Raw genomic sequence first — 14,960 nt, 5'->3', positions numbered from 1 at the left:
ATGAAATATTACATCATCGCTGGCGAAGCTTCCGGAGATCTACATGCCTCCAATTTAATGAAGGCACTTAAGGAAGTAGACACTAACGCTGAATTTCGCTTCTGGGGCGGTGATCTAATGCAGCAACAGGGCGGGACCCTGGTAAAACATTACAGGGAACTTGCCTTTATGGGATTCTCTGAAGTGATCATGAATCTTAGGACCATTTTTAAAAATATCAAGTTCTGTAAGGAGGATATTAGCGGTTTTGATCCCGATGTGATCATTTTTGTAGATTATCCCGGCTTTAACATGCGTATCGCTGAATGGGCCAAAAAAGAAGGAATAAGAACCCATTATTATATCTCTCCACAGATCTGGGCCTGGAAAGAGAACAGGATCAAGAAGATAAAGCGCGATGTTGATGAAATGTATGTTATCCTGCCTTTTGAAAAGGATTTTTATACCGAAAAACACGATTTTCCGGTTCATTTTGTAGGTCATCCTCTCCTTGATGCCATAGATAACCGGCCTCCTGTTGATATAGAATCTTTTAAAAGAAATAACGGTCTGGATTCAAGACCAATCATTGCTTTACTTCCGGGCAGCAGGAAACAGGAGATAGAAAAAATGCTGAAGGTAATGCTAAGTATCACTTCAGATTTCGAAGATTACCAGTTCGTGATTGCCGGCGCTCCAAGCCAGGAAGAAGAATTTTATCAGACTTTCATGAAAAAATCCAATATCAAACTTATCATGAACAAGACCTATGATGTTCTGGGTATTTCTCATGCGGCACTGGTCACTTCTGGAACTGCAACACTCGAAACGGCCTTATTCAAAGTACCGGAAGTTGTATGCTACAAGGGTAGTTATATTTCTTACCATATCGCAAAACGTATAATTAACCTTGATTATATTTCGTTAGTAAACCTGATCATGGACCGGGAAGTGGTAAAAGAACTAATCCAGAATGAATTCAATGCGAAAAATTTAAAGATCGAACTGAAAAATATCCTTGATGAAAAGAAACGGAAAAAGATCTTTGGAGATTATTTTGAACTGGAGCAGAAACTTGGCGGGAAAGGAGCCAGCAAGAAAACCGCTGAACTCATCTATGATAAGATCTCTGAATAAGAGAAATCAATTAATTGACCTAATCAGATGAAAACAAAGAGTCTTTTTAAATTTTCGATCATTCTGTTAATGGCAGCTTTTCTCACTTCCTGTGGATCTTCCAGAAAAAGGGTAATTACAACCAAAGAGGAATACAACAAAACTGAAGGAAACGCCCCTGTTTATGAGCGTACTGAAAAGGCTGAGCCTGAAGATAAAAGAGCTTCCAAGGTTGTTCGCACCGCTAAAAAATTTGAAGGTACCCGCTATAAATACGGCGGAACCGATAAAAAAGGTATGGATTGTTCAGGCCTTATTTATGTTTCCTTTCTGGAAGAAGGCATTTCACTTCCAAGAACCTCCAGGGATATGTCTTTACAAGGTGAAAGATTATATCTAAAGGAGGTGAATGTGGGTGATCTCCTTTTTTTTGAGACCAATAAGAACAGGAAAGTCATTAATCATGTAGGCCTGGTAGTGGAAGTGAATAAAGACGGGATCTATTTTATCCATTCTTCAACATCCCGGGGAGTCATTATCTCTTCACTTTCAGAATCTTACTGGTATAATAATTTTGTGATGGCACGCAGAGTCATCTGATTTTTATCTACCTTCAGAAAGTAAATCACTTCGAGTGAAAAACTTTCAATTCATTTTCCTGCGCTTATGCATTTACCTCATTGCAGGTATATTTTTGGCATTCTACATTAATATTAGTTTTGAAATCCTTGCAATATCCGGCGCGGTTATTTTATGCTTTTTCCTTTTCTCCTTTTACCGTTCCAGAACACGTCTTTTCCCAGATGCCTTGCTCGGAATAGCTTCCTTCTTACTGATCTTTTACCTGGGATTTTTATCCACTTTCTTTAGTATTCCGAACAATCAGTCCAATAATTATTTAAATAAAAATATAGAGCCAACCGATAGTTGGATTATTTCAGGCAAGATCTCAGAGGAATTAAAACCAAAAGCTTTTTCTGAAAAATTTATTCTTGAAGCCGAAAGTCTAATTTTGAAAGATTCAAAACTTGAGACACAAGGAAAAATACTATTAAACGTTTACCATGATTCCCTTCAGAAATTAACGCTAAGACCAGGAACCCGGGTCATGCTTACATGGACTCCCGAAATGATCAAAGAGCCTTTAAATCCTTTCCAGTTTAGCTATAGCAGGTACATGAAACAATTGAAGGTGGAACGCCAACTAACACTGGGGCCTTCAGAAATTTTAATAACCGGTTATGATCCAAACTTAAGAGAGTACGCCTGGAATTTAAGGGAGCAGCTAATTCTTAATTTGAAGGAGTATGATTTTGGCAATAATGAATTGGCCGTTTTTCAAGCGTTGATCCTAGGGCAACGTAGGGATATTAGTAATGAACTTTATAAAGATTATGCTGCGGCTGGAGCTATTCATATCCTGGCTATATCAGGTCTGCATATCGGGATCCTCCTCCTCTTCCTGAATTTCTTGCTTAAACCAATAGAAAACTTAAAATATGGGAGGTTTATCAAGTCCGTTTTAATAATAATTCTTCTTTGGAGTTTCGCTTTTCTTACTGGACTAAGCGCTTCAGTAGTTAGAGCTGTATTCATGTTTTCGTTCCTTGCAGTAGGCCTTCAGCTAAAAAGAAAGACGAGTAGCCTGAACAGTTTATTTCTCTCATTATTCTTTTTACTGCTCCTTGATCCCTATTATCTGTTCCAGGTTGGATTTCAATTAAGCTATTTAGCAGTTTTCAGCATTATCATTTTCCAGCCGTTGATCTACCAGTTATTTTTACCAGGGAATAAGATCATTGATTATTTCTGGAAGATTATCTCAGTGAGTCTAGCCGCGCAGATTGGAGTTATCCCTCTAAGCATTTATTATTTTCATCAATTTCCCGGCCTGTTCCTGTTCAGCAATCTTGTAGTACTACCCTTTTTAGGAATTATCCTGGCTATTGGTATTTTTGTTATAATCCTGGCAGCATTTCGGCTACTCCCGAATATTTTAGAAGAGTTATTTGGAAGCATTTTACAAAGCCTAAATATCTTCATTGAAAAGGTAGCGACCATAGAATCATTCGTAGTGTCGAACATTCAGCTAAGTCTGCTTCAAACCACCTTATTATATCTGATTATTCTGGCAGGACTATTCATGATCAGGAAGATTGATTATCTCCGGATCAGCTTTCTCCTTATTACAATAATTCTATTTCAGGTTATAACTCTTTACTCCAAGGCAGATATTCCAGCTACGGAAGCGATAGTTTTTCACCGGTCTAAACACTCTGTAATAGGAATCAAAGAAGAGGGAATTTTTCGGGTTTATTCAGGCGAGAAAGTTGACTCCACTTTTTTGAACGATTACCTGAGGGAAAGAAACATTCAAAAATTAGAAAATCATCAGATTTCAAAAATCATGAACTTTTCTAACCGGCTGACTTTGGTCATAGACACCTCCGGAAATTATAATTTAAGGGGGTTTGACCCTGAATTTCTAATCCTGAGAAATTCCCCAAAAATTAACCTGGAGCGTCTTCTTGATTCGATCTCACCAAACCATATTATCGCCGATGGTAGCAACTATCATAGTTTTATTAACCGATGGCAAAAAACAGCTGAAAACAAAAAAATCCCTTTTCACTATACAGGCGAAAAGGGAGCTTATATTTTAGAAAAGAAAAAACTGGATTAGCTTGAAAAGGTACTTTCAAATTCTTCCTGGTATTTTTTCCAATCTTCGTCGGTTTTTACCTTCTTATAATCGTCTGTTGCAAAGATCTTGAGGAAGATCTCTAATTTCTGGGGCGTTAAATAACCTTTTACAGGGGTAAGAAAACCCGCATTCTCATCAAAGAAAACCATGGTTGGATATGCCGAGACTCCCATAGCCTGGGTGAATTGGTGAATGGCATTCCTACCCTTTTTTTCAGGATCATAACCAGGATTCTTAAAGACCTTATCTTTAAAGTTTATCACCTCATTTCCTTCGGCATTGAACTTAACAGCATAATAATGCTTATTAATATAGGCCGCAACATCTTTATTTGAAAAGGTATTTTTGTCCAGCATTTTGCATGGCCCACACCAATCTGTATAGGCATCCACAAATATTTTCTTTGGTTCCTTCTCTTGGGCTTTCAAGGCCTCGTTCATACTCATCCACTTGATTTCCTGAGCCTGAATAGCGGAAACAGCAAAAACAAATAATATAAGAAATAGCGATTTTTTCATGATATAAATTTAACTAATCCCGGTTAAATCAAAAAGCGTTCCTAGATTTTGGGAACGCTTTCTATTTTTTATTTGTATTACTATCTAATGCCGTGCATCAATTTCTTTAAAATTGGATTCAGTAAAGCTACCAATACACCTCCTGCGATAGGCACTATAGTAAAGATCAGGAAGAAAGTTGATAGATCATATTGTCTGGTAACCTCTTCGATCATTCCTCCAAGAGACCCGGCAAGTTTATTACCTATGGCAATCGCCAGGTACCACATTCCAAACATAAAAGCGATCATTCTTGCCGGCACCAGCTTACTTACATAAGATAGACCCAACGGCGATAAACAAAGCTCTCCCAGGGTATGTAGCAAATAAGCCAGGATCAACCAGATCATACTTACTTTTGCTCCTTCTGCAACGCCACTTGATCCAAGGGCAAGTAATCCAAAGCCAAGTCCTAAAAGAATTAGTCCAAAACAATACTTGAAAGCCGCAGATGGATTGTATTTACTTTCCCACCATTTAGAAAAGAACGAAGCAAATACAATTATAAAAAAGGAGTTCAGTATGCTAAACCATGAAACTGTGATCTCGGTGGTATCTGCTGAAAACTCTCTGACCAGCATCCATATTACCAGCCCCCATATTCCAGCGAAACAAATACCAAGAATAATATTAGAACCCGGAATTCTTGCAAACGTCTGTTTCCATAATAAATAAAGCACCCAGGTAATGATCGCAAGCGGAACTACAGTTAAGAGAGCATTTACAACATTGAATATATTAGCCGAATTACCAGTTAATATCCTATCTACATTATCACGGGCAAATATGATTAGAGAAGAAGCTCCCTGCTCAAATGCCATAAAAAAGAACACCGTAAAAACAGCAAATATGATCACGGCTATAAGGCGGTCTCGTACGATCTTAGTATATCGGGAGATCCTTGAAATAACGAGTATTAAAAAGAGGATAAGACCTAATACAGCCATCCCTATGGGACCAGAAAGTGGATCACCACCAAAGTCAAACGGCATTACTACCGGTAATAGATTGATATCAGCGATCTTTGACATAGGATCATTGATGAGATAAGCAAAACCAATAACTGCAGAAGCTACCACTAGTATCTTATCAAGAAGGGTAAAGGGATTCGGTTTATGAGAAACTCCAGTTTCTTGCTCTTCTTTCAGATGTTTAGCCTCAAGTTCCTTATCTGGCACCCCTCCTATTTTACCAAACAGAGGTTTTGCCAGCCAGAACTGCAAAGTTCCAAGAAGCATAAAGATCCCCGCCAGACCAAAGCCCCAGCTCCAGCCTATCTTTTCAGCGAGATAACCACATAGCATCATTCCGAAGAATGCACCTGCATTAACCCCCATATAAAAGATAGTGTAAGCCCCATCTTTCTTATCTGGTTTTCCCTCATACATTTCAGAAATGATAGAGGTAATATTTGGTTTGAAAAAGCCCGTTCCTATTACGAGAAGTCCTAATCCAAAATATAAAGACAGCTCTGTTTCCAGGGCCATGGAAGCATGACCAAGGGTCATGATCGCAGCACCAATAATTACTGCCCAGCGGTATCCCGTAAGCTTATCTGCAATTAAACCACCTAAAATTGGAGTTAAATATAGAAGCCCAGCATAAGTACCAAATAGCGCACCAGCATTCTCGGCAGACCAGCCCCAACCGGGGTTATCTACACCAACGATGGCCATGGTAAGGAAATTAACTAGAAGAACCCTCATCCCGTAGAACGAGAACCTTTCCCACATTTCGGTAAAGAAAAGAACAAATAACCCAGCCGGATGGCCAAAAACTTTACTTTTAAAAAAATCTTCCTGAACCGGTGTTGATCCTAACGCACTCATGTTTCAAAAAATTAATTTTCAACATCAGCAAGTTCATACTCTTCCTGCTCTGGCAGATCAGACTCGTTATCCTCAACACCATGAGTAAGTCTTTTCAATGGCTTCAGAAGCAAAATAACTATGAGCCCAAAAGCCGAAGTAAAGATAGTGATACCCCAGAAAGTTTTGTATTCCATATCTGTTTGCACTTCTTCGATGATAAAATCTCCGCTAAAACCGCTATTATCTTCTGCCTGTTTGAAATCTATCATCACATGATAAGGATCTGATGCTGTAACACCTTCCTCTTTAAGCGTTTCAACCACTTCATTAGCTCTCTCTTCATCTTTAAAATTGATGAAATCCAGAACAGATTCTTCATTGTTGAGTGTCTTCACATGAAGCTCTCCATTTTCCTGGTATACATTTCCGCTGAAACGGAAATCTTCATTATTAGAAACCACAGAATCATTGATCTGTAAGTTTTGAGTAAGCTGATTGCTATCAGCGTTCAGGTTAACCACCAATGGTTCTCCCTGAGAAAATTCTCCAATCTCTCCTGCCACTTTATTTCCAAGACCGGTAGCTGCAAAATATACACCCATCATTAAGGAAGCGTATTTTGCAGGAGCAAGCTTTGTAATAAAAGATAGTGCCACTGGAGAAGAACATAACTCCCCGATAGTATGTAATAAATAAGCCAAAACCAGCCAGTACATAGCCGATTTGTGATCGTAAGGAACATAACTTTTAGCAGCCATGGCCATAAAAACGAAACCAAGACCCATAATGATCACCCCTGTAGCCATCTTAAAGATAGAGGATGCTTCTTTATTTTTTAGTTTTCTCTTAGCCCAGAAATTAGCAATGATAACCCCAAAAATGATAATGAAAAGTGCGTTTAAAGATTGGAACCAAGTAGCTGGTACTTCATCCCCTATTAATGGAAGAGTAAAGGGAATAGACCTGTTCGTTTTATCTAAAGCATAAATATTCATCAAACCACCGGCCTGTTCAAAAGCTCCCCAGAATACTACTACTAAAAGGAAAGAAAGTATCATCACTACATAACGATCTTTCATTACCTGTGTAGTAAGGTCTTTATAAACCATCAGCATTAATGCGGTCACCAAGGTCAAAAAGATATAAAGAAGCCCATAAGGTAAGGACTCGAATATAAGATAGTAAACAGATCCTATCATTAAAATAGACGTGATGACCAGCTGTAAAGGAGACTTTAGAAGTTCACTGAACATATTTCCTAAGGAAGCACCTTCGCTACGTTCAACTTTAGAAAGCAGGTTCCCAACATTACGTAAATATTTTTGTCCCCACAGGTAAACTAAAAGTCCAAGCGCCATGGCTATACCTGCAAGACCGAAGCCCCAGTGCCAGCCAATTTCTTCTCCAACATAACCTACGATCAAACTGGAAAGGAAAGCACCTAAATTAATACCTATATAGAATATGGTAAAACCTTTATCACGACGGATATCGCCTTCTTTATAAAGTCCTCCAACCATGGTGGAGATATTAGGTTTTAGCATTCCTACACCGGCAATGATCAAAGCAAGACCAGAATAAAACGCCCACATCTCTTCTACTGCCAGGATACCGTGACCTGCAACCAGAACTATACCACCTACCAGAACCGTTTTCTTCTGACCCAGTAATTTATCTGCAATTATACCTCCAGGAATAGAAGCCACATAAACCAGCATAGTATACCAACCATAAAGCGCGATAGCTTCACCACCAGTCCATCCTAAACCGGCATTTCCTCCTGTTGTGGCACTTACAAGATATAATACCAAAATTGCACGCATCCCGTAATAGGAAAAGCGCTCCCACATTTCAGTAAAAAATAAAATATAAAGCCCTACCGGGTGCCCGAAAAGCTCTTTTTGTTTTACACGTACGTCTCTAGTTCCCATTTATTCTAGGTTAATTAAATTATAGTTTTTCAAGTATAAAATCTGTCATCAGGTTATAAAGGTGCAATCTGGTATTACCTCCATAAATACCGTGATTTTTATCTGGATAGATCGCCCAGTCGAATTGCTTGTTGGCCTGTATTAGCTCTTCCACCATTCTCATGGTATTTTGTAAATGCACATTATCATCTCCACCACCGTGAATGATCAAATAATCACCCTTAAGTTTTTCTACATGGCTTAAAGGGGAATTATCATCGTATCCAGAAGGGTTCTCTTGCGGAGTTCCCATGTATCTCTCGGTATAAACAGTATCGTAAAATCTCCAGCTGGTCACCGGAGCCACGGCAATTGCCATAGAGAAAGTGTCGTTCCCTTTAAGGATCGCGTTGGAAGACATATAACCTCCATAACTCCATCCCCAGATCCCTATTCTATCGGCATCTATATAATTTCTATCACCAAGTTTCTGAGCTGCTGCAATCTGATCTTCTACTTCATATTTACCAAGCTCCTTATAGGTCACTTTTTTGAAATCTGCTCCTTTAAATCCGGTTCCTCTACCATCTACGCAAACAACTATATAACCTTTATCGGCTAATAGCTGATACCAGTAATCGTTCGTATTATAATAGGAATTTGAAACCGACTGTGAACCTGGACCGGAATACTGGAACATCAATAATGGATACTTTTTGTTCTCATCAAAATCTGAAGGCTTGATCATCCACATATTAAGATCGTTTCCATTGATCTCTATAGTTGAAAGCTCCTTTGGAGAAAACTCATAACCAGCAACCTTATCTAAAAGCTCCCTGTTATTAAGTATCTCACGAACCAGTTCGCCATCTTTAGCTCTGTGCAAAGTATAAACATGCGGTGTGGCCACATTGGTAAATGAATTGATAAAGTAAGTATAATCAGCGCTGAAAGAAGCCGAATTCATACCTGTTTTATCGGTAAGTCTTTTCTTGTTTTTCCCGTTTGGTTTAATAGAGTAAACATCACGATTCACACTTCCGTTCTCTGTACTTTGGTAGTAGATCTTATCATCTTCAGCATCATAACCGTAATAATTGGTCACTTCCCAGTTACCGCTGGTTACCTGATCCAAAAGCTCCCCGTCTTCATCATAATGATAAATATGGTTATAGCCATCCTTTTCACTAGTCCAGATAAAACTATTATCTTTTAAAAATGTTAGATTATCAGTAATATCTACGTAAGCCTCATCGGTTTCATTTAAAACCACTTCGGTATCGTTATCTTCAGCATCAACGAAAATAAGATCAAGATCATTCTGAGCTCTATTCAACACCTGCACGCTTAATAACATTGGATCTGCCGTCCACTTAATTCTCGGAATGTAGATATCATTCTTTGCTCCAATTTCAATTTCTGAAGATGATGAAGCGACATCATATTTATCACCAAGATCGATCTCACTGGATTCTTCAGATTCCACATCATACATATGCAGGCTTACTTCAGAATTTGCTTCACCTGCTTTTGGATATTTAAATACATGCTGACTTGGATAGAGATCCTTACCAAACATATCCATGGAAAATTCCGGAACTCTGGATTCATCAAATTTGATATAAGCTAATTTTTCACCGGTTGGATTCCATTCGAAAGCCTTTACGAAAGAAAATTCCTCCTCATAAACCCAGTCCGTAACTCCGTTGATGATCTTATTCATCTCACCATCCTTGGTAACCTGGGTGGGATTATCATTATTAAGATTAAGAATGTAAATATTATTTTCAAATACGTAAGCTACTTTTGAAGCATCTGGAGAAAAGGAAGCTTCTTGGATTTTCTGCTCACTTACTTTTTTAAGATCTTTAGACTTTACGTTATAAACATAAAAGATCTCTTTTGAAGACCTTCTGAAAATTGGCTCAACCTCTGTTGATAAAAGGATCTTATCCTCTTTTTCGCTGAATTTAAAATTATCAAAAGCTTTGATCTCAGCGAGATCTGCAGTGTTCACAATAGTCCTGGTCTTCTTGCCAGTTTTGTAACTGTAAACATCGATACTGGTATTTCCAGTTTCTCGATCCTGGTTGAGGATCACATATTCTTCGCCATTTTTTAAGGATTGTAGGGATTGTAGTCTTTGCTCTCGGAATGTACCACTCCATATTTCTTCAAGACTTACTTCTTTATTTTGTGCCGTTAGCACAGAAGATGCTGCCAAAATAAAAGCAACCAGTATTGTAGGGAACTTCATAAAAATTTAAGAATATTTAATGCAGGCCAAGTTTACTAAAATTTAACCAAAAAATGACCATGCTGGTTTGTTAAATGCTAACAATTTGCTAATAAAAGTTCAGCTTTATGTACTTCATCCAGACTAATTTATAAGCCTTTAAAAAATATGCTTTGTATCTTTGACCTCCTGAAATACCTAAAAAATGACAAAGCCCGTAAACGGATTTTCGAAACTTAACAAAACCGAAAAAATAAATTGGCTGGCGGAAAATTATTTAAACAACAATGATACCGCCGTCTCAGTCCTGAAGCAGTATTGGAATAACAATAATGAATTGCAAAAGCTTCATGATGAATTCATTGAAAATACGGTTTCAAACTTCTACTTACCATTAGGTCTTGCACCAAACTTTTTAATAAACGGCAAATATTATGTTTTGCCTATGGCCATAGAGGAAAGCTCCGTTGTCGCCGCAGCCAGTAAGGCCGCCAAGTTCTGGAACGAAAGAGGAGGTTTTAAGGCCACTGTGATCAATACGAAAAAGATCGGGCAGGTACACTTCCTGTTCCAGGGAGATTTCTCCAGGCTCGACCAATTGGTAACAAATATTAAGCCGAAACTTAGAGAAGCTGTAAAACCCATCACCAGGAATATGGAAAAAAGAGGTGGTGGAATTCTGGATATAGAGCTGATCGATAAGACCGAAAAACTGGAAAGCTATTACCAGTTGTTCGTAAAATTTGACACCCGGGATTCTATGGGTGCGAATTTCATTAATTCCTGCCTGGAAAAATTTGCTGAGGTTTTACAGGAAGAAGCCAATAAAAACCCAGATTTCAGCAAGGAGGAAAAAGACCTCCAGGTAATCATGAGCATACTTTCCAACTACGTACCCGAATGTATCGTACGAGCAGAAGTCTCCTGCCCTGTAGACCAACTCTCTGAAGATGCGAACATGAGGGGTGAGGAGTTCGCAAAGAAATTCATCCAGGCCGTTAAAATAGCCGAAATCGAACCTTACCGCGCGGTAACCCATAATAAAGGTGTTATGAATGGTATTGATGCTGTAGTTCTGGCTACTGGAAATGACTTCAGGGCTGTAGAAGCAGGTGTGCATGCATATGCTTCTAGAAATGGGCAGTATTCAAGTTTAACCCACGCTAAAATTGAAGACGGAATATTCAAATTCTGGATGGAAATTCCACTAGCCCTGGGAACTGTGGGCGGATTAACAAGTCTACACCCATTAGTTAAACTTGCTTTGGATATATTACAAAGACCTTCGGCCAACGAATTAATGGAGATCACGGCCGTCGCCGGACTCGCACAAAACTTTGCCGCCTTAAGATCTTTGATCACCACTGGCATCCAGCAGGGGCATATGAAAATGCACCTGATGAATATTCTAAATCAAAATCAGGCGACCGACAGGGAAAAAGAAGAAATGGTAGAATTCTTTACACATCATACTATCACTCACAGCAGTGTTATAGAGCAATTAGAAAAAATGAGATCTTAATGCAGATATTTAAAAGCAATGGAAAACTATTATTAACAGGAGAATATGCCGTACTTGATGGTGCGAAATCTCTAGCCGTCCCTACCAAAAAAGGGCAAAGCATGGAAGTGTCAGAAAACGAAAACGGCCTGATCTCCTGGAAAAGCCTTGATGAAAATGGTAACGTATGGTTTGAATCTCATTTCCGGATCGATAGGGGTGATTTTCAACCAATCCTTACTTCACAGAAACCGGAAGACCAGGAAACTGCAAAAAGACTTCAGCAAATATTAAGATCTGCCTTTAGGTCCAATCCTGAAGCGTTTTCAGAAAAAGGCTACACTGTTATCACGAAACTGGATTTCAACAGAAAATGGGGGCTGGGAACTTCTTCAACGCTTATAAATAACCTGGCGCAATGGCTACAGATCGATGCATACAAATTACTGAAGGATAGTTTTGGAGGCAGTGGTTATGATATCGCTGTAGCAGGAAGTGATCTGCCTATCACTTACCAGATCACTAAAAACGGACCGGTAGCTTATACTGCAGATTTCGATCTGCCATTTAAAGACCAGCTATTCTTTGTTTACCTGAACAGGAAACAGAACAGCCGCGAAGCTATAGCTCATTACCGTAATACACTCCAGGAGAATAGACACGGCCTAGTAGAAAAGATCTCCGGAATCACAGAACAGATCATCAGTTCTGAAGATTTCGAGGAGTTCAGAATGTTAATGCAGGCACACGAAATGCTAATTACAAAGGCAATCAATATTCCGAGGATAAACGAAGAGCTTTTCCCGGATTATTCCGGCTTAATTAAAAGCCTTGGAGGCTGGGGAGGCGATTTTATTCTCGCAACCGGAGGTGAAGCTGAAAAGGAATATTTCAGAAAGAAAGGTTACGATACAATTTTAGATTATCAGGAACTCATCAAATAAAAAAGCCTCACTTATAGGTGAGGCTTTTTTAATTATAAATTTAAAGGTCTAGTAAAATTTAGACCTGTTATCTTCAATATCAGCTTTCTTCTTAAGAGCATCAAATACTCTCATTCCTGCCTGAGCTCTACGAGCAGCACTTTCCTGCTGAGCATATCCTTTGTAAGAGTCCATTGCCGGAGCTTCAAACTTACTTACAAGTTCTGCAACATACACTCCTTTTTCACCTGCAATTGGCTCACTAAGGCTTCCTGTTTCCATAGAGAAGACAGCTCCAACAACTTCCGGCTCTTCACCAGCACCTGCTAAAGTAGGACTGCTTAAGTTAACCGCATCTGCAGTTTGAATGCTTACCCCCTGATTTTCTGAAATCTCTTTCAAGCTATTTCCTTTAATTCTTGATTTGATGATCTCAGCTTTCTTCTCCTTTTTAAGGATAGGTGTAACGGTAGCAGCAGCTTCCTCTACACTCATTAATCCTTTATCTTTTTTAGCAGTTAACTGAGCTACGATATAACCATCGTTAGTATCGAACCTTCTTACGTCTCCAACTTTAGCTTCATCTTCAAAAGCCCATTGTACAACTCTACGCTGTGCACCTGCACCAGGAATATTCTCTTCAAGAGCTTTGATATCCTTTACAGTTCGCACTTCGTAATTACTTTCTTTTGCAATATCTGCAAAATCACCTTCTGAAGCAGAGATCTCGAATTTAGTAACCTCGTTGAAAAGATTATTCATCGTCTTCTCTGAAGCGTCTATTTCTCTGGCAATGGTCGCAACCTTAACCGCTCTGGCGGCTTCAGTCTGATCTTCAATAGAGATCACGTGGTAACCGATTGGTGTTTCTACAACCCCGATATCACCTGTTGAGTTATCAAAAACATAGTTTTCAAAAGCAGGGATCATCATTCCTGGAGTAAAATATCCAAGATCTCCAGCCTGCTCTTTATTTGAAGTATCTGCAGAAAACTCTGAAGCAAGTTCAGCGAATTTATCCTTATCTGCTCTGGCAACACTTGCAATACTATCTGCAAGCTCTTTAGCCTCTTCTTTTGTTCTGTCTAAACCGGCACCTAACTGAGTCCCCTGGTAAGCGATCAAAATATGACTCGCCTTAACTGAATCTGGAATTGTCTTGGTCTCTACAACCTTGCTTAATTTCCAGTATCCATTTTCCTCATATGGTCCAAAGGTCTCACCTTCGTTAAGATTGAAGATAGCCTCTGCATTCTCACCTGTAAAATCGTTTCTGAACTTGAATCTGTTCTCAAAAGGAAGATCTGAATTATTGCTGATGAAATCAGCATAGTCATCTGTATTGTCAAATCCAGCAATGGTATCATTTGCTCCGATAGCCGCATTATATTCTACACGCTCATTTCTTAAAGCATTGATCGCCTCTTTAGCTTCAGATTTATCTTCGTTAGAAGCGGTTTCGTTAAAGATCACATACTGGATGCTTCTAGCAGCATCGGTTTCAAAACGCGCTTTATGATCTTCGATATAAGATTTGATATCAGATTTGGTCACTTCAACTTCACTATCTGGAATTGAAGAATAAGGGATCTGTACAAATTTCATATTAATGTTATCATTCTGAAGTCTGTAAGCCTGCTCTCCTTCTAATAGCGTTGCTCCTACACCGGCACTTACCATATTGTAGTAAGTATTCAATTTAGCAGTGTTAGCCAGATTAGAAGTGAACTGCTGCCATTGCTGATAAGCTTCCGGAGAAGTTTCCTTTAAATTAGCAACATATTCTCTAAGCCTGTTCTCGTCGAACATTCCAGCTTCATTGGTGAAATTAGGATTTCCAGCCATTTGAGATCTCACAAGACTTGTGATCTGTCCTTCACCGGCTCTAATTCCCAGTTCCTCAACCTGCTCATTCAGGATCACTTCTCTTAACTTCTGATCCCAAATACGGTTTACTGCCTGAGTAGTGCTGGTATTCCTACCCATATTTCTTTCAAATGCTTCTACTTCACGAGCGAACTCTTCCCGGCTTATTTCATTACCATTTACGGTAGCGATAACATTCTGAGAATTTTGAGAGCTTAAGCCTCCGTTTCTAATCACATCGGCCAATACGAAAGAAAATAGGGCCAATGCAATGATGATAATCAAGAAAACAGACCTTTGTCTGATTTTGTTTAATACTGCCATTTGAATGTATAATTTGTCAAAATATAGGGGGCG

The 14,960-nt window shown here is 39.0% G+C and carries 10 protein-coding genes; 5 read left to right on the top strand and 5 right to left on the bottom strand.

Features of this window, described 5'->3' with window-relative positions; genetic code table 11:
- Genes lpxB through G3I01_RS07120 form a run of 3 tightly spaced genes read left to right on the top strand, consistent with a single transcriptional unit; the run spans position 1 to position 3,778 of the window.
- Positions 1-1,116 carry a lipid-A-disaccharide synthase gene (gene lpxB / locus G3I01_RS07130; RefSeq protein ID WP_219552323.1) on the top strand — a complete coding sequence of 372 codons (1,116 nt, stop codon included), beginning with the start codon at positions 1-3 and terminating at the stop codon, positions 1,114-1,116.
- A gap of 27 nt (positions 1,117-1,143) precedes the next feature.
- The gene (locus G3I01_RS07125; RefSeq protein WP_219552321.1) at positions 1,144-1,695 is read left to right on the top strand and encodes a C40 family peptidase; all 552 of its coding nucleotides are present in this window, start codon (positions 1,144-1,146) and stop codon (positions 1,693-1,695) included.
- Between the two features lie 34 nt (positions 1,696-1,729).
- On the top strand, positions 1,730-3,778 hold the full coding sequence (locus G3I01_RS07120) for a ComEC/Rec2 family competence protein (protein ID WP_219552319.1): 2,049 nt from the start codon (positions 1,730-1,732) through the stop codon (positions 3,776-3,778).
- Here G3I01_RS07120 and G3I01_RS07115 read toward each other — a convergent pair.
- The 4 genes from G3I01_RS07115 to G3I01_RS07100 all read right to left on the bottom strand — a co-directional run bounded on the left by G3I01_RS07115 (position 3,775) and on the right by G3I01_RS07100 (position 10,334).
- Positions 3,775-4,317, bottom strand: a complete 543-nt coding sequence (locus G3I01_RS07115; RefSeq protein ID WP_219552317.1) for a thioredoxin fold domain-containing protein — start codon at positions 4,315-4,317, stop codon at positions 3,775-3,777. The genes G3I01_RS07120 and G3I01_RS07115 overlap by 4 nt on opposite strands.
- A gap of 80 nt (positions 4,318-4,397) precedes the next feature.
- Entirely contained in the window at positions 4,398-6,185 is a 1,788-nt protein-coding gene (locus G3I01_RS07110) for an oligopeptide:H+ symporter (protein WP_219552315.1), read from the bottom strand.
- Positions 6,186-6,196: 11 nt separating this feature from the next.
- Positions 6,197-8,098 (bottom strand): peptide MFS transporter, encoded by a 1,902-nt coding sequence (locus G3I01_RS07105; protein ID WP_219552313.1) that lies wholly within the window; start codon positions 8,096-8,098, stop codon positions 6,197-6,199.
- 19 nt (positions 8,099-8,117) lie between these two features.
- Positions 8,118-10,334, bottom strand: coding sequence for a S9 family peptidase (locus tag G3I01_RS07100; RefSeq protein WP_219552311.1), 2,217 nt, complete (start codon positions 10,332-10,334; stop codon positions 8,118-8,120).
- A 184-nt stretch (positions 10,335-10,518) separates the two neighbouring features.
- On the opposite strand from G3I01_RS07100, the gene G3I01_RS07095 reads away from it, so the two are divergent.
- Both G3I01_RS07095 and G3I01_RS07090 read left to right on the top strand, forming a co-directional pair.
- Entirely contained in the window at positions 10,519-11,835 is a 1,317-nt protein-coding gene (locus G3I01_RS07095) for a hydroxymethylglutaryl-CoA reductase, degradative (protein ID WP_219552309.1), read from the top strand.
- Positions 11,835-12,758, top strand: a complete 924-nt coding sequence (locus G3I01_RS07090; protein ID WP_219552307.1) for a GYDIA family GHMP kinase — start codon at positions 11,835-11,837, stop codon at positions 12,756-12,758. Before G3I01_RS07095 ends, G3I01_RS07090 begins: the two co-directional genes overlap by 1 nt.
- A gap of 48 nt (positions 12,759-12,806) precedes the next feature.
- On the opposite strand, the gene G3I01_RS07085 is transcribed toward G3I01_RS07090, so the two are convergent.
- Positions 12,807-14,927 (bottom strand): peptidylprolyl isomerase, encoded by a 2,121-nt coding sequence (locus tag G3I01_RS07085; protein ID WP_219552305.1) that lies wholly within the window; start codon positions 14,925-14,927, stop codon positions 12,807-12,809.
- Positions 14,928-14,960 lie beyond the last annotated feature (33 nt).

The organism is Gramella sp. MT6 (assembly GCF_019357415.1).
GTDB lineage: Bacteria > Bacteroidota > Bacteroidia > Flavobacteriales > Flavobacteriaceae > Christiangramia.
The sequence above is the reverse complement of the archived record's forward strand: the minus strand, read 5'-3'. Positions and strand labels throughout refer to the sequence as shown.